A 14,977-nucleotide genomic window follows, 5' to 3' on the forward strand; every position below is an offset into this window, starting at 1 on the left:
GTGAGGCGCAAGGACTACGTGCCGCCCTTGCAAGAGGGTCTGTCGGGAACTGCAGCGCTATCGCGATGGGAAACGGATCTGCTGATCCTGGGAGCCGGGGTGGCGGGAGTGTACGCAGCCCTGTGGGCGGAAGCTGAGGGAGCAAGAACCCTGGTGGTGAGCAAGGATCCCTTGCCCTCTGGCTCTACGCCTTGGGCGCAGGGGGGGGTGGCTTTTCCTCTGGACGCGACGGATGTGGCGGCCCATCTCCAGGACACCCTGCAGGCAGGCCGCGGCCTGGTGGAAGCAAAGGTGGCCCGCTCCATCTTGCAGGAAGCGCCCTTTCACCTGGAGAAACTTTTGTCTTGGGGACTGCCTTTCCATCCCGAGCCGGTGCGAGAAGGAGGCCACTCGCGGGCACGGGTGCGTCACCTGGGGGGGGATCGCAGCGGGCTGTGGCTGCTCAGAGGCCTGTTGGCCCGTCTCAGCAGGCCGCCTTTGCAGGGCTACACGGCTCTCAGCCTTTTGCTGGCGGGAGACAGAGTGGCGGGAGCCCTGCTTCTCGGCCCTGAAGGGCCGGTACAGGTGAAGGCCGGGGCGGTTCTCCTGGCTACGGGAGGATTTGGCAGCCTCTTTCCCATCTCCACGGCTCCACCGGGGGCCAGCGGCGATGGAATGGTGCTGGCCTGGCGCGCCGGAGCCATCTTGAGGGATCTGGAGTTTGTGCAATTTCACCCTACGGCCTTGCCCAATGGGGCACTGGTGAGCGAGGCCGCCAGAGGGGTAGGAGCGGTTCTGCTCAACGCCTGGGGGGAGCGTTTCATGCCTCGCTATGCGGAGCTGGGCGAGCTGGCGCCGCGGGATGTGGTGGCCCAGGCTGTTTTCTGGGAGCGGCAGCGGACGGGGGCGGTCTACCTCGACCTGCGCAGCATTGAGCATTTGGGGGAACGCTTTCCCACCATCGTCGCCTCTGCCCGCGCCTTGGGGCTGGATCCCACAACAGATCTTCTCCCAGTCGCTCCTGCGGCTCACTACGTGATGGGTGGGGTACGCACCGACGCTGGCGGCTTCACCAGCTTGCCGGGCCTCTATGCAGCGGGGGAGGTGGCTTCCACGGGCTTGCATGGGGCCAATCGCCTAGCTTCCAACAGCCTTTTGGAAGGGCTGGTCATGGGCAAGCGGGCCGCTCTGGCCGCCTTGCAAGATTTACACGGCCCCCCTCGGCAGCCCCAGGCACTACCTGTGCTCACTGCGCCACCCTCTCTTCTCCCCAAGCTCAAGCCGCAAGTGGGAGAAGCCCTGGGCGTGGTGCGGGAGGGCGAGCGGCTGCGAGCTTTTCTGGCTTTTGCAGAAGCCCTGCCCCTAGAGGAGAAGCCCTGGGCCAGCCGGGAAGAGGCGGAGGCCGGCAGTCTACTTTTGCTCGCTCGCCTGGTGGCACAGGGGGCGCTGCTGCGAGAGGAAAGCCGAGGGGCCCATTTCCGAGAAGATTTTCCCCAGGAAGGGGAGCCTTTTCACACCGAAGTGTGCGGCTCAACCCTTTGTCGAGTACCTGCAGGTTGAGTGGTTTGTCTTTGCCAGGAGCGAGCTATCCGCATCCTAGCCGCAGAATTGAACCCTTTGCTGAATGAAGGCTGAATGAAGATGAAATGGGTTTGAGAGTTATAGTTATTTAATTCAATTCAAATAGCAATGAAAGGTTTTTTGTCGCGCCGTTGTTGCTACGCAACGCTGCCGCGAACGCGCCGGCGACGCGGAGCGCTATCCCTAGCCCCTCTCTCCCTCTGTCTTTTTCCGCGAGCGAGTTGAGCTTGTTTTCTTGGCACTGGCAGATGCTGTGGATTTTTTGGACGATTTCTGCTTACTGGGAGGCGGCGCTGTAGGAGTTAGAAAAAAAACTTCTTTTAGGGCATCTAATTTTTTGCCTCGCGTAATTCTGCATCCTAGCTTGGTTATGGGAGTTAAGTTCTGCCACCAGCTCCTATCTGCCTCTGCAATTCGCGCGGCTGCAATGGTTACATCAACTCCCTTGAGGGGGGTGCCGGGCTGCTCGGCCAGGTATCTCAGCGCAGCCAAGATAGTTTCCCTAGAAGCCTCCGTCAAATTTACCTTCGGAACCATTTCTCTAGTGAGAACTTGGGCCTGCTCCACCTGCTCCGGGGCTGGGTCAACAATGATACACCACAGCCTCTCCAACCCGGCTTCTTGAGCAACTGCATAGACAAAATGGTTGCCAATGGCCTTGTACTGGTAGTCGCTAGCCTCAACCACCAGCAGCGGCACCCAATTGTGCCCTCCTGTTGCCCTTAACTGAGCGGCTGCTGCAGTAACCAAGAAAGAGGGAGCGGAAAACCCCTCGGCAGGCGTAATGCTCTCGAGGGGTAGGTTGACCAGCTTGCCGAGATCGGAAAACTCACTCATCGATAAAGTACTCGCCGGCGAGACTTTGGTAGTATTCTAAGATCCTTTTGTCCCTAAAAACAGCAGGAATTCGAGCGAAAGTGGCAGAAGATATCACTGCATATTCAGGTATCTTAAAAATGCTTTTGTCTTCATTGCCCTTCTTAAAACGCGGCCAAAAATACGAAACTAAACATACATCCTGGCTGATAAACTTTCCTATTTCTTCATTTGCTAGTTCAATAGTATGTTGACTTCCCGAAGAGACTCCATTAAAAAAGATAGGCAAAGCGATAGGGCCTCCGTCGTGTCGTGATTTAACAGTCTCTGGAATGAATTTGGTAATTACTCTAACAGCATTATTTAAAGAAGACAGATCGCCAGGTCGGGTAGGTATCAAAATAACGTCGGCAGCAAAAAGTCCACTTTGGCTGAAGTAAAGCCACTGAGTTGGGCAGTCGATTAGGATGTAGTCATACTCATGACGAAGGAGGGCAAGCAGATCCCGAAGGCGCCTGGTTCCTTTCTGGATATAGGCTGCATTTTCGCTGTCGGTCAGTTTCTCCAGCTCAGGGTCTCTTGGAATGAGGTCAAAGAAAGAAAAGATTTTTTGCTTAGCCTGGATCCTATATGGCTTAACAATAGCGTGGACGTCTATCCTGGGATCCTTTAAACACTGCGTTAGTGTAACTTCTCCAGGAGTAGCTCCCAAGCTTCTTGTCAAATCTCCTTTGGAATCAAATCCCAAGCTTCTTGTCAAATCTCCTTGGGAGTCAAAGTCAACAGCTAAGACTTTTTTCCCTTTATATGCTAATGCTCCTGCAAGGTTAATAACCGTTGTTGTTTTGCCCACACCGCCTTTATTGTTGTACACACATATGGTCAAAGCGCGCTCGTAGTTTTCTATCTTGTTTCGTAAATCATGCACGATGTTCTCAATGTTATCCAGGTTGATAGCAAGGTTTGCTGTAACAGGGTGAACAACCTTCCCGTGTCTCCTCCAGAGCTGGATGTAATTTGCATTGGTAATTATTCCCCACCTTGCTGATTTGCAATGCTCTCCAAGCAAGTACCTTTTTATTTGATCTACTGCATCTCTACAGGCAGCGGATCCCTCACTAAGATTGACTGTCCTGGACTTAACTTCCAAGAGAAGGTATGGGTTTTTCCTAGAGTTGAAGAAGATGTCTGTATGTTGTGTGTTTTTTCTAGCCGCAAAGTCTACTTCTCCGCACCCTGTTTCAAACTCAGGCCTAATCTCCAGGTCTCCAAAGCCTAGCTCATGGAGCAAGGGGATAGCGAAATGTTGGACAATGACTTGCTCCTTGCCCTCGGTGGGGGATATCCTCTCAAGCTTCTCTCGGAGGGGGATAGCACTGGTCATAGACTGAAGGGATCCCAATGTGCCCCTCAGCCTAGCAGTTGCTTGGCTCGCTCTGCCAGCGCCTGGGCCGTTAGGCCGTTGTAGTCCATGAGTTCGGCAGGGGTAGCGGTGGTTTCGCCGCGTTTCCAGGCAAAAAGATCGCGCGGGCCGGTGTAGCGCAACAACAGGGGCTCCAACATCAGGCTGGATCCGCCAGTCACGCCGATAAGGGCTGCGCCGGCAAACCAAGCGGCAAACTCCTGGTCAGACATGAACTCCCCATCGGGTTGGGCACAGGTGGGCCAGGCTATATCGCTGGGGCGATAGAGACGGCGAGGGTTGACCACCGAGACAATTTTGCTGCCGATCCCCTGGGCCTGGAGCTGTTCAGCCGCCGCAAAGACTGGCAGAAGGATCATATCTCCCACCACGGCAAAGACCACAGTGCGGGATCCAGGCAGTTCCTGCAGCACAGTGCAGCCCTGCTCCACGGCTTGGCGCGCTTGTTCCAGGGTGGTGCGGATGGGCAGGGGGGTTTTGCTGGCAAAGATCGGGATCCCTTTGTTGAAGGTCGATAAGGCCCACTCGTAGGCGGCTTGGGCACAGTTGGCGTCGGGGGGAAAGAGGGGGAAGATGTTGCCGTTGCGCATCATAGCCGCCAGGTAGGCCTCGATTTCCGGGCGTTGGTGGGTCCAGCCGTTGCGTCCCTGTTCCAATGCTCCAGCTGTGAAGAGGGCAATAGCGGCAGGGGTGGGGCGGCGCAGCTCGGCCATCGCCTGGGTTACCGTCTGCCAGATGGGCAGGCCGTTGACGGCAAAGGATTCATAGGAGCACCAGAGGGAGCGCCCGCCAAAGAGCGCCAGGCCCCCTGTCAAGCCGGCGCAGGCATCTTCACTGAGGGGTTCGTAGACCTGCCCTTGGGGCTGTTGGTTGTAGAGGGGATCCGCCGTGGGGTGGATCACTTTGAGACCTTGGTTGACGTTGGCGATGCCGGAAGCCTCGTTACCATCGGCATTGGCCACCAGAAAGTCGGGATCTTTCTGCCCCACCTGCACCACCAGGGTGCCGATGGCCGTGGTGGAGACTTGCTTATCGCCGAGGGGGAACTCAGTTAAGTTGAGGGATCCCAGCGGCGGCAGAGGGCGGACGGATTCCGTTACCACCACCTTGGCTGCCGGCCCCCCAGCAGCCCGCTCGCAGTTTTGGCGCACCAGGGCCCAAGCCGCCGGATGCAGGGCCCGCGCTTGCAGAGCGGCCACGATGTCGGGGTTATCCAAGGTGTGGTGGGCATAGAGGTTGTGGGATTTGGATCCCTTGGCGTGCACGCCCGCCCCTTTCAGTTGCTTGAGGATGAAAACCGTCAGGTGGCCGCTTAGAGCTGACTGAATGGCCCGCTCCATCTCGGTCAGTACCCTCTGGGCAAAGGCCAAGCGGGCTTTCAGAGAAAATTGGGTGCTATCGACGTAAGGGCCAGGCTGCTGGGCATCGTCGAAGTCTTTGGCATCCACCAGCACCACTTCCTCAAAGCCGTTGCCCCGCCAGTACTCAACCATCTGGGCGTTGGCGAGGGTGGAGATCATGCTGTGGTGCTCTTGGCTGTAGCCGTTCCAGACCAGCACCGGTAGGAAGTTGGTGCGCTGCGGGAAGGCGGTGTGAAAGTGGATCATGGAGCTCATCACGTAGGGCTCCCCCAGGCCCCCATCGCCGATGGTGACCGGGAAGAGGCGATCCGGGTAGAGCAGGGCGCCGGCCATGGCAAAGTGCTGCCCCTGCCCCAGTGGCCCTGCCGGCGCCAGCAAGCCGGGGATGTAGCCAGAAAGGTGGCCCAACAGCCCTTCCCGTTCCCGGAAGCGGGCCCGCAAGTCAGAGACCGTGTGGATGCCCATCTCGGCCAGGGATCCATCCAAGAACATGGCGGCGTAGAAGCCGGGGGCGTGGTGGCCCACTTCGGTGGGGATGTTCTTTTGGCCCAGGTACACCAAAGCGGCATAGGCTTCCGCCTGGCTGGCAAAGCCGCCTGGGTGGCCCGAGGCTTTGCTGGCGGTCATCTGCAGGGTGAGGTAGCGCAGCGCATCGGCATAGAGCAAGGTCTGGTAGGCGGCCATGCGACTGCCGGGATCCCGCAGCTTGCCTGTGGCAGCATCCACTGCAGGTTCCTGGCCCAGGCGATCGAATTCCGGCCAGGGATCCCCAAAGTATTGGATCCCTTCGCAAAAGGCGGGAACTTGGGCAGTTGCCTCCTGAGCCAGCGTCATGGTCAAGCCTCACTCTTTGTCGGGTTACTCCTCACTTTAAACCTGATAAGGCCTTTTGGATGTTGTAAACTACCCGCACTCATGCTGACGTATAGAGTACGGGCTTTTGGTAGCCCTGCAGTTGACAAGCCAACCACGGGCCTCTGGGCTGGTTTACGGCAGCCCCCAAAAGCGCAATCACAAAGGACTCCGTCCCGCTGACGCCAGTGGAGATGCAGTGGTTCACCCACGCTTGAAAGCGCCTCTCCCTGCCAGACAGGCGTTGCAGCAGCTCCCGGCACCTGCGCCGTGAACTGCGTGTGCCCTGACTGGCTTTGTGTTGAAGAGCAGCCCTCAACCGGGAGTGGTGGTCTCTTACAGGACGTTATGGTATTGAGTTCATTGAGGTAGACAAGGCGTACACTTCCCAGGCAAGTTTCTTGGATAGGGATGAGCTACCCAACTACGGTGAAAAACCCGACCGGTGGCAAGCGTCTGGGAAGTGGATAAAGCGGGGACTGTGCCAAACAGCCAAAGGGTGGTTAGTGAACGCTGATGCTAACGCTGCGGCTAACCTACTGAAAAAAGTAAGCAGAACTTTGGGGCTTTGCCTCGAGGGACTGTCTAGGGGCGGTTTGACAACACCTTTACAAGTCCGTTTGTGGGCTACTTAAGAATCTCCCGACTTCAGTCGGGGGAGTGTCAACTAGCCGTGCTCGGCGGCGGATTAGGAGCGGCAAAGCTACTCCCTTCTGGAAAAGGGGAGTGTCCTGCGTCCATCTGAATGAGCATTTTAAGATGACATAACTGCATAATAGGTAACAAACGGTAGCACACATTACCAAAGATCTGGAGGCGACACCCCTATATTGGCCTGCGTTAAGGGCTTGAGCATGGACGCACCCTTCCCCGCTTGGCTGTCGGGATCCCTGAGGCGCCCAAGCTTTGCAGCCCAAGCAACAAATTCCTCGACTTTCTCCACCGTCGCTTTGCCCAGGAGGAGTAAACCAACTTCAGATGAGAATCAGCAATGGATAACGTGCGTAGCCTCTGTCCCTACTGTGGGGTTGGTTGTGGCCTGGAAATTCTGGCTGGCGGCACAAGAATTCGCGGGGATCGGTCTCATCCCTCCAGTCAAGGCATGGTTTGTGTTAAGGGTGCCACTCTTCTCGAAACCCTTGATCACAACCGTGCCACCGTGCCTCTTTATCGCTCCAGCCTCCGCGATGATTTTCAGCCGATTAGCTGGGATCAAGCGCTGGATTTGATCGTGGAGCGCATTCGCCAGAGTCGCCCCGAGCGAATTGCGATCTATGGTTCAGGGCAGTTGCATACTGAAGATTATTACGTTGCTCAAAAGCTACTCAAGGGCTGCCTGGGCAGTAATAACTTTGACAGCAACTCGCGCCTTTGCATGTCCTCTGCCGTGGAGGGCTACTGCCAAAGCTTGGGTTCAGATGGCCCTCCCTGTAGCTACTCTGACCTCGATAGCTGTGAGCTTGCCTTTTTGATCGGCACCAACACCGCTGAGTGCCACCCAATTTTGTTCAATCGCCTGCGCAAGCGCCACAAGAGTGACCCGAGTTTGAAGGTGGTGGTTGTGGATCCCCGCCGTACCGAGACGGCTGAGGGTGCAGATCTGTATCTTGGGATTGCTCCGGGCAGCGACATTGATTTGCTCAATGGTATCGCCCACCTACTCATTCAATGGGGGGCCATCAACCACGACTTCATTGCCCAACACACCGAAGGCTTTGAGACCTATGCGGCTCTGGTGGCCGAGTACACTCCTGCGCGTGTGGCTAGTCGCTGCGGCATAGAAATTGAGGATGTAATTGCCGTCGCTCGACTCTGGCAGCACTCCCGGAAAACCCTTTCCATGTGGTCAATGGGGCTTAACCAGTCCAGCGAAGGTACTGCCAAGGTTACAAGTCTTATCAATCTCCATTTGCTCACTGGCCAAATAGGCTTTGCGGGGGCAGGGCCGTTCTCGCTGACGGGGCAGCCTAACGCCATGGGCGGCCGAGAGGCGGGTGGCTTGGCCCACCTCTTGCCCGGCTATCGCAAGGTTACGAACCCGGAAGATCGCGCTGCTGTGGAGCAGTATTGGCAGCTTGGCCCAATCAATCCTGAGCCTGGCCTCGATGCTCTCGGGATGATTCGCGCTCTGGAGGCTGGCGCCCTGGATGTTTTCTGGATTGCCGCCACCAACCCGCTGGTGAGCTTGCCCGACCTGCACCGGGTAGCAGCAGCGCTCTCGCGATCGCCTTTCACGATTGTCCAAGATGCCTACTTTCCTACCGAAACCACTGCCTACGCGCATCTGGTGCTGCCTGCTGCTCAGTGGGGTGAAAAAACGGGCACCATGACCAACTCCGAGCGCCGCGTTACCCTCTGTCCGGCGTGGCGCCATCCCCCCGGTGAAGCGCGGGCTGATTGGGAAATTTGGGCGGAAGTAGGCCGCCGTCTGGGCTTTGCCCAGGCGTTTAGCTTTGCCGATAGCGCAGCAGTTTTTGCCGAATATGTCGGTCTTACTGCTGGGCGTCCCTGTGATCTTTCTGGCCTCAGTCATGAGCTCCTGCACCAAGGCCCCCAACAGTGGCCTTATCCCCGTACTGGACCAATCGAGACCCGCAACCTCTATATCAATCACCACTTTCCAACGCCTACAGGTCGCGCTCGTTTCATCGCCAGTCATTCACACGGCCTTGCCGAACCGCCGGATCCCGACTATCCCTATGTCCTCACTACAGGACGCCTCTATGGCCATTGGCACACCCAAACCCGTACTGGCCATGTAGCCAAAATTCGAGCAATGCACCCCCAGCCTTTTCTCGAGATTCACCCCCGTGATGCTGACAGGGTAGGGCTCACCGATGGCGACTGGGTAAGGGTTGAATCACGGCGAGGCAAGGCTACCCTCCCGGTTAAAATAACTCGGGCGATCAGCCCCGGCACGGTATTTATGCCGATGCATTGGGGACCATTGTGGGGTGAAGATACCGCCTGCAATGCCCTCACTCACTCGGTTGCCTGCCCTAGCTCGAAGCAACCTGAACTTAAAGCCTGTGCCGTCAGACTTAGTCGCATCGAACCCCTGTCAATCTAAGCCCACTTTATGTCTTGGGTAACGCGATGATCTTTCAGTTCGAGCAAGACTTTGCCGATAGCCTCCGCTGCATCCCTATGGTTGTGCGCTTGAAGCTGGATCAGTGTGGCATCAAACTCAAACTACATCAGTGGCTGCGTTTTAGTCGTCAGCAGCGCCAAAGCTTGATTGACCGACCAACTGATACTGCTGCCGACCGTGCTGCCTACCGCGAGTACCTGATTCACCTTATTGAAAATGTCTGCCAAGAACAAGCTAGTGAACTGCCTGTTGATCCAAAACCGGCTTGGGAAGATGCCACCGCAATCCCTGCCAGCGTCCTTGAGCAAGCAGCAGCCAGGGGGGTTGTGCTGACCCTTGAGCTGTGGCAAAAGCTAACGCCCTTGCAGCGCTTTGCCCTCATTAAGCTTAGTTGCTCCAAGCACGAAAACCGTAACTTTGTACCTGCCTTTCAGGAATTCTCCTCACCCTGGAGCCAAGATAAGCGCTGCTAGGGTAGGTGCAGCTCATACTCGGACACTCCATTCGTTGGCCTTACTTTCAGCGCTTATGATCAGCGTCCAAGAAGCTGAAGCCGTTATCAAAGCCCAGTGGCTGCCACCTAGAACCGAGTCGATCCCAATCGCGAAGTGCGCAGGCCGGGTTCTTGCTGAGCCGATCTATGCCGATCGTGACTACCCGCCGATTAACCGCGTCATGGTGGACGGCATTGCCATTAACTACGCTGCCTATGCCGCTGGGCAGCGCCGCTTTAGGGTTGCGGGCATGGCTGCCGCTGGGGTAAGCGCTGCCACGCTGGCCGACCCGCAGCAGTGCTTCGAAGTGATGACCGGCTGTCCCCTGCCGCTGGGTAGCGATCTTGTCGTCCCCTACGAGCAGATTAGTATCGAGCGGGGAGTCGCTACCATCACCTATGAAGTTGAGCGCAGCAGAGGTGATTTTATTCATCGACAAGGCAGCGACTGCATCGCAAGGGCACTCGTTCTCCACCCCGGCATTACCCTCAAGAGCGTTCATATCGGCACTCTAGCCTCCTTCGGCTACAGCCATGTCCAAGTCGAAGCAGCTCCCCGCATCAAACTTGTAGCCACAGGTGATGAATTGGTCTCCATCGAGCAAACTCCCACACCCTATCAACTGCGATGCTCCAACGCTTACGCCCTCAGAGCTGCTCTCCTCGCCTACGGTTACACCGAGGTCGAGATTGACCACATCCCCGATGATTCGGCTAGCATTATCGCCCACTACCAAACTAACACCCAAAGCTATGACCTCTTGATTTACACCGGCGGTATCTCGAAGGGAAAACGCGACTACTTACCTCGAATTTGGCAACATTGTGGCGTTACTGCCTATATTCACGGTGTCGCCCAAAAACCGGGCAAGCCGATGTGGTTTGGCATTGATCATCAAGCTGACACCATTGTCTGGGGGCTACCAGGCAATCCTGTCTCAGCTCTTGTGTGTCTGCATCGCTATCTGCTGAACCGCACCGTTTATTCCGGCTATCTGGGTGAGACCATTACCTTTGAGCCTAATCTCACTTTTTTTGTACCTGCCAAGCTTGGTAGCAACCAAGCCCTCACACTAATCATGCCTCAGAGCTCTGGCGACTTTGTTGCTCTGGCAACCAGCGATGGCTTTGTAGAGCTCCCCCAAGATCAAGTGGTCTTTAAGGCTGGCGAAGTCTTTTTATTCTATCCCTGGTACTAGGATGCAACTAGTTGATCAATGGAACCGCCGCATTCGCAAGCTGAGGGTCTCCCTGACCGATCAATGCAACCTGCGCTGTCGCTACTGTATGCCCCTGTATCCTGAGTTCATGGACAAAAGCAGCTATCTAAGTCCGCAGCAATACAAAGACATTATCGGTGAGCTGCTGGACTATGGCATCGAGGAAGTTCGTATCACAGGTGGCGAACCTCTGGTTCGGCGCGAGTTTGCCGAAATCATGCAGGGGCTTGCTGAGCTGAAAATTCCCTCCCTCAGCCTCACGACCAATGGAGTGCTGTTGCACCTCTACTGGGATGTCCTTAAAGCTGCCAATGTTCATAATCTTAACATCAGTCTCGACAGCCTTCAGCCTGCTACTGAAGCCTGGATCACACACCGAGACTGCCTTGCCGATATTCTTCGTAATATCCGGGAGGGTATTGCTCAGGGGTTTAGCATCAAGCTCAACGCAGTTCTGATGCGAGGCGTCAACGATCATGAGCTGTTTGATTTTGTTGAATTTGCTCGCGAGACAGGTGTGACAGTTCGCTTTTTGGAGCTGATGCGGATTGGCTATGCCAACCATATTTATGATGAGCGCTACATTTCAGCACAAGAGTGTATTGCTCGCCTAAAGGAACGCTATACCCTAACCCAGCTGCCGACGGTACCTGATTCTACAGCATTCTACTTCACAGTCGATGGGGCTGCCAAAATCGGATTTATTGCCTCCGAGTCGCAACCTTTCTGCAGCACCTGCTCGCGCTGGCGCTTGACCGCCGATGGACGTCTCTTTGCTTGCCTATTTACCGAAAACGGCTTGCCAATCCGTGATGCGACACCAGCACAACGCCGACAGATTTACCAACAGCTTTTAGGGATGAAGCCAATGCGCAGGGTCGAGCAGGTTTTACATCCGATGTACAGTTTAGGGGGCTAGATCTATGGGTGAGGCTGATCGTGTATGGGCGCATCTTGATGCTCAGGGCCAACCGCAGATGGTGGATGTCAGTAACAAATCTGCATCTTTGCGAGTAGCGACAGCTCAAGCAATAGTTCAATTGCCGCCTGCTTTGAGTACATATATTGTTGGTCAAGATATTTACCTCGAGAAAGGAGTGGTGTTTCAGACAGCAGTTATCGCGGGTACTATGGCTGTTAAAAAGACTGAGCAACTGATCCCCTTTTGTCACCAGATTCCCGTCGAGAGCTGCACCTTTGATATCAAAATTGATGATCGCTTGCTTGTAACTGTTCACTGCACCGTCAAAACCAGCGCCAAAACAGGCGTTGAAATGGAGGCCCTCTGTGGTGCTTCGGTAGCGGCGCTGACGATCTACGACATGTGCAAGTCGGTGTCACCCCACATCTGTATTCGAGAGACCCGCCTAGTGACCAAGTCCGGCGGCAAAAACGCCCTCCTGGAGCGTCCTCTCTACGGTCTGGTACTTACAGGGGGACAGAGCAAGCGCATGGGCCGGGATAAGGCTCTGCTGAACCACACTGGCAAACCGTATGCTGCCTATCTCTATGAATTGCTACAACCCTACTGCCAGCGAGTTTATCTATCAGCGCGTGCCGGTCAGTGGTTGAGCACGCCACTGGAGTTGCTGCCCACGCTGCCGGATCAAGTAGAAAGCGTTGGCCCAATCAGTGGTCTGCTGACTGCCCTGAACACCCATCCCGAAGCTAACTGGTTAGTTGTTGCTTGCGATCTCCTCAATCTGCAAGCAAAGACAATCCAAAAGCTACTGGAGCACTATCAAGCTGAAACGGTTGCGACCTGTTATGCTAACCCCAAACTTGGCTTTCCAGAGGCTCTCTGTGCAATCTATACTCCTCAGGCTGCAGCAGTGCTGAGGGCTGCCTATGCAGCCGGGGTATACTGCCCTGTTAAAGTCCTTGGCGACCAACCCTGTACCCTAGTTACCCCTGACTGTGAGGCCGAACTGATGAACGTCAATACCCCAGAGGAGTATGCTGCCTTTGAACGTCTTTTAAGCTCAAGGTAATCGAAACTATGACAACTCAGTCTACCCTGACCAAAACTGTAACTATCCAGTATGTGGCGATGCTGAGGGAGCAGGCTCAACGAAGTAGAGAAGTGCTCCAAACCAATGCAGCAAGCTACCTGGAGTTGTATCAGCAGGTGAAGGCAAAGTATGGCTTCCCACTGGCAGTGGAAGATATTAAAGTTGCTGTCAATCATGAATTTTGTGACCTAACTAGTCCGGTTGACGACTATGCCTTCGTAATTTTTATTCCGCCAGTCTGTGGAGGTTAGATGCTGCGGTTTTTGATTAGTGACACTGCTATCCAAACAACCGAGCTCAGCCGCTTACTTGCCGATAGCACAGCGGGTGCCCTCGTAACCTTCGAGGGTTGGGTACGCAATCACAACAGGGGAAGGACTGTTCTCAGCTTAGAGTACGAAGTTTATGAAATCCTCGCCGAGAAGGAGGGCGAAAGGATCCTCCGGGAGGCCTGCTCTAAGTTCAATCTCTGTGGCGCTATCGCCTGTCACCGTCAGGGCCATCTTGCGATTGGCGACATCGCAGTGTGGGTTGGTACTACCGCTGTCCATCGAGCTGCTGCCTTTGCTGGAACACGCTACATCATCAATGCCATCAAGCATCGGCTGCCAATCTGGAAAAAAGAGTACTATCGTGACGAGGAACCGCAGTGGGTTTTGTGCCAAAAAACACCCTCGCTATTCGAACAATCATTTGATGAATAATTTCTAGGCTTTCTAGGCTGGCGTTAGAGAGTGTCATTGTTTGAACCAGGAGCAGTGTGGGGATCTCTGGCATGGACTTGGCCAGGCGGTGGTTCTTCACCTGCAAATCCTCATACGCCACGACGTTGTTAGACAAAGTGCTCCGCAACGCCAGAGGCGAGCACTACGTACCGGCCCAGCTTCATGGCTCAGTCTCTACGCTGGCGCTGGACTTTCAGGTGTACCTTGCCCAACCTCTTTCTCCGTTTGTGGTAGGGGTTGGACTGCCGCTCAGCTCCCTTGACGAATGTCCTGCTCAACTTGCGTTGATGTCTTTTCAGCCGCTTCTCATTCCGGCGCAAAAACTTAGGACAATCTACCGTGTTCCCCTTCTGGTCGGAGTAGAAGTGGTGCAGCCCCAGGTCGAGACCCACCATCTGGCCGGTGTACTCGCCCTGTGCCCAGCGCTCTCTGTCGAGGCAGAACTAGGCGTAGTACCTGTCCGCTCTGCGCACCACCCGCACCCGGTTGATCTTGGAGCCGAGGATAAGCTGTCTGGCTTTGCCGTTGCAGTACAAGGCAAAGGTACCTGCCTGGTTGCCGCCGGTGAAGGCGATGGCCATCCCGTCAGGTGAAAGTTTCTACCCCGACTGCTTGTACTCAACGGATACGAATGGCCTCATTCAGAGCTTGGTACTGCCCTGGTGTTCCGTTGAGTAGCTTGGCTTCTCTCACTACAGCCTGTTAATTTAAAATGGGGTACAGATTTCAAGAGGAAGGAGAGAAAGGGATGCCAACCCATTCTTTGGATCTACGGCAAAGAGTTGTGGCAGCTTATCAGGCAGGTAAGACCTCTATCCGCCAGGTAGCCGAACGGTTCATGGTGACCAAAAGAACAGTACACCGCTGGGTGCGACAGTACCAACAAACTCAAGATTTAACCCCCAAGAAAGTAGGCACCAAGCGAGTGGGTATTTTGGAACAACATCGATAGGAAGTGATGGCAATTATTGCGGAACACCCAGACCTCTACCTGTGGCAATATCAAGAACTGTTGCGGGAACGCTTAGAGATTGATGTGAATACTGTCACGATACAAAATTTCTTGAAAAAGCAAGGAATGACTCTAAGAAAGGACTTACCGCAGTGCGAGAGTCCAAGAAGAGGAGGTGCAAAGAGAACGACTAGCTTATAGTCAAGAAGTCAGAGATATTCCAGCGGAGGATTTGATTGCTCTCGACCAGACAGGGGTGTGGGAGGGAATGGAACGGGGAGTAGCTCGGAGTTCACGCGGTCAAAGGGCTTATCATTATCGTCAGAGATATAAGGGGGAAAAGCATACTGTTATTGAAGCTATTTCCTTGAGGGGAGTAGTCGGCTGTCGTGTCGTCAAGGGTGGGATGAAGAAAGGGGATTTTTTGGAGTTTTTGAGAAGCGAGTTATGTCCGAAGCTAGATGCGAGGAAG

At 55.1% G+C, this 14,977-nt stretch carries 13 protein-coding genes and 2 pseudogenes; 9 read left to right on the plus strand and 6 right to left on the minus strand.

What is annotated here, in order from left to right; all coding sequences use genetic code 11:
• Positions 1-1,539, plus strand: a complete 1,539-nt coding sequence (locus NW862_RS04560) for an L-aspartate oxidase (RefSeq protein WP_414426962.1) — start codon at positions 1-3, stop codon at positions 1,537-1,539.
• Positions 1,540-1,743: 204 nt separating this feature from the next.
• Here NW862_RS04560 and NW862_RS04565 read toward each other — a convergent pair whose 3' ends face one another.
• From NW862_RS04565 to NW862_RS04580, 4 genes and pseudogenes are all read right to left on the minus strand, one after another.
• The gene (locus NW862_RS04565; RefSeq protein WP_414335601.1) at positions 1,744-2,397 is read right to left on the minus strand and encodes a Rho termination factor; all 654 of its coding nucleotides are present in this window, start codon (positions 2,395-2,397) and stop codon (positions 1,744-1,746) included.
• Positions 2,390-3,760 (minus strand): AAA family ATPase, encoded by a 1,371-nt coding sequence (locus tag NW862_RS04570; RefSeq protein ID WP_414369116.1) that lies wholly within the window; start codon positions 3,758-3,760, stop codon positions 2,390-2,392. The genes NW862_RS04565 and NW862_RS04570 overlap by 8 nt, the downstream gene beginning before the upstream one ends.
• A gap of 26 nt (positions 3,761-3,786) precedes the next feature.
• A complete protein-coding gene (locus NW862_RS04575; RefSeq protein WP_414426963.1) occupies positions 3,787-5,994 on the minus strand; it encodes a phosphoketolase in 2,208 nt (735 codons plus the stop codon).
• 79 nt (positions 5,995-6,073) lie between these two features.
• Positions 6,074-6,352: pseudogene (locus NW862_RS04580) on the minus strand (hypothetical protein); the annotation flags it as partial.
• A gap of 651 nt (positions 6,353-7,003) precedes the next feature.
• Here NW862_RS04580 and NW862_RS04585 point away from each other — a divergent pair.
• Genes NW862_RS04585 through NW862_RS04615 form a run of 7 tightly spaced genes read left to right on the plus strand, consistent with a single transcriptional unit; the run spans position 7,004 to position 13,532 of the window.
• On the plus strand, positions 7,004-9,082 hold the full coding sequence (locus NW862_RS04585) for a molybdopterin oxidoreductase family protein (RefSeq protein WP_414426964.1): 2,079 nt from the start codon (positions 7,004-7,006) through the stop codon (positions 9,080-9,082).
• A 26-nt stretch (positions 9,083-9,108) separates the two neighbouring features.
• Entirely contained in the window at positions 9,109-9,576 is a 468-nt protein-coding gene (locus tag NW862_RS04590; protein WP_414335726.1) for a nitrate reductase associated protein, read from the plus strand.
• A 55-nt stretch (positions 9,577-9,631) separates the two neighbouring features.
• On the plus strand, positions 9,632-10,795 hold the full coding sequence (locus NW862_RS04595; protein ID WP_414426965.1) for a molybdopterin molybdotransferase MoeA: 1,164 nt from the start codon (positions 9,632-9,634) through the stop codon (positions 10,793-10,795).
• Position 10,796: 1 nt separating this feature from the next.
• A complete protein-coding gene (moaA, locus tag NW862_RS04600) occupies positions 10,797-11,735 on the plus strand; it encodes a GTP 3',8-cyclase MoaA (RefSeq protein ID WP_414347640.1) in 939 nt (312 codons plus the stop codon).
• Positions 11,736-11,739: 4 nt separating this feature from the next.
• The gene (gene moaC / locus NW862_RS04605; RefSeq protein ID WP_414426966.1) at positions 11,740-12,807 is read left to right on the plus strand and encodes a cyclic pyranopterin monophosphate synthase MoaC; all 1,068 of its coding nucleotides are present in this window, start codon (positions 11,740-11,742) and stop codon (positions 12,805-12,807) included.
• A gap of 8 nt (positions 12,808-12,815) precedes the next feature.
• Entirely contained in the window at positions 12,816-13,079 is a 264-nt protein-coding gene (locus NW862_RS04610) for a MoaD/ThiS family protein (RefSeq protein ID WP_414347635.1), read from the plus strand.
• The gene (locus tag NW862_RS04615) at positions 13,080-13,532 is read left to right on the plus strand and encodes a molybdenum cofactor biosynthesis protein MoaE (protein ID WP_414335721.1); all 453 of its coding nucleotides are present in this window, start codon (positions 13,080-13,082) and stop codon (positions 13,530-13,532) included.
• Between the two features lie 188 nt (positions 13,533-13,720).
• Here the strand turns inward: NW862_RS04615 and NW862_RS04620 are convergent, their stop codons facing one another.
• Both NW862_RS04620 and NW862_RS04625 read right to left on the minus strand, forming a co-directional pair.
• On the minus strand, positions 13,721-13,948 hold the full coding sequence (locus NW862_RS04620; protein WP_414335723.1) for a transposase: 228 nt from the start codon (positions 13,946-13,948) through the stop codon (positions 13,721-13,723).
• Between the two features lie 48 nt (positions 13,949-13,996).
• The gene (locus NW862_RS04625) at positions 13,997-14,134 is read right to left on the minus strand and encodes a hypothetical protein (RefSeq protein ID WP_414335724.1); all 138 of its coding nucleotides are present in this window, start codon (positions 14,132-14,134) and stop codon (positions 13,997-13,999) included.
• Between the two features lie 167 nt (positions 14,135-14,301).
• On the opposite strand from NW862_RS04625, the pseudogene NW862_RS04630 reads away from it, so the two are divergent.
• Positions 14,302-14,977, plus strand: a pseudogene (locus NW862_RS04630) (helix-turn-helix domain-containing protein); the annotation flags it as partial.

This window comes from Synechococcus sp. H55.8 (assembly GCF_047462375.1).
Classification (GTDB): domain Bacteria; phylum Cyanobacteriota; class Cyanobacteriia; order Thermostichales; family Thermostichaceae; genus Thermostichus.

Bases quoted from the DNA above. Each gene is read 5' to 3' on its own strand.
- NW862_RS04565 (WP_414335601.1), bottom strand. From the start codon at position 2,397: ATGAGTGAGTTTTCCGATCTCGGCAAGCTGGTCAACCTACCCCTCGAG.
- NW862_RS04570 (WP_414369116.1), bottom strand. From the start codon at position 3,760: ATGACCAGTGCTATCCCCCTCCGAGAGAAGCTTGAGAGGATATCCCCC.
- NW862_RS04575 (WP_414426963.1), bottom strand. From the start codon at position 5,994: ATGACGCTGGCTCAGGAGGCAACTGCCCAAGTTCCCGCCTTTTGCGAA.
- NW862_RS04585 (WP_414426964.1), top strand. From the start codon at position 7,004: ATGGATAACGTGCGTAGCCTCTGTCCCTACTGTGGGGTTGGTTGTGGC.
- NW862_RS04590 (WP_414335726.1), top strand. From the start codon at position 9,109: ATGATCTTTCAGTTCGAGCAAGACTTTGCCGATAGCCTCCGCTGCATC.
- NW862_RS04595 (WP_414426965.1), top strand. From the start codon at position 9,632: ATGATCAGCGTCCAAGAAGCTGAAGCCGTTATCAAAGCCCAGTGGCTG.
- moaA (WP_414347640.1), top strand. From the start codon at position 10,797: ATGCAACTAGTTGATCAATGGAACCGCCGCATTCGCAAGCTGAGGGTC.
- moaC (WP_414426966.1), top strand. From the start codon at position 11,740: ATGGGTGAGGCTGATCGTGTATGGGCGCATCTTGATGCTCAGGGCCAA.
- NW862_RS04610 (WP_414347635.1), top strand. From the start codon at position 12,816: ATGACAACTCAGTCTACCCTGACCAAAACTGTAACTATCCAGTATGTG.
- NW862_RS04615 (WP_414335721.1), top strand. From the start codon at position 13,080: ATGCTGCGGTTTTTGATTAGTGACACTGCTATCCAAACAACCGAGCTC.
- NW862_RS04620 (WP_414335723.1), bottom strand. From the start codon at position 13,948: ATGGTGGGTCTCGACCTGGGGCTGCACCACTTCTACTCCGACCAGAAG.
- NW862_RS04625 (WP_414335724.1), bottom strand. From the start codon at position 14,134: ATGGCCATCGCCTTCACCGGCGGCAACCAGGCAGGTACCTTTGCCTTG.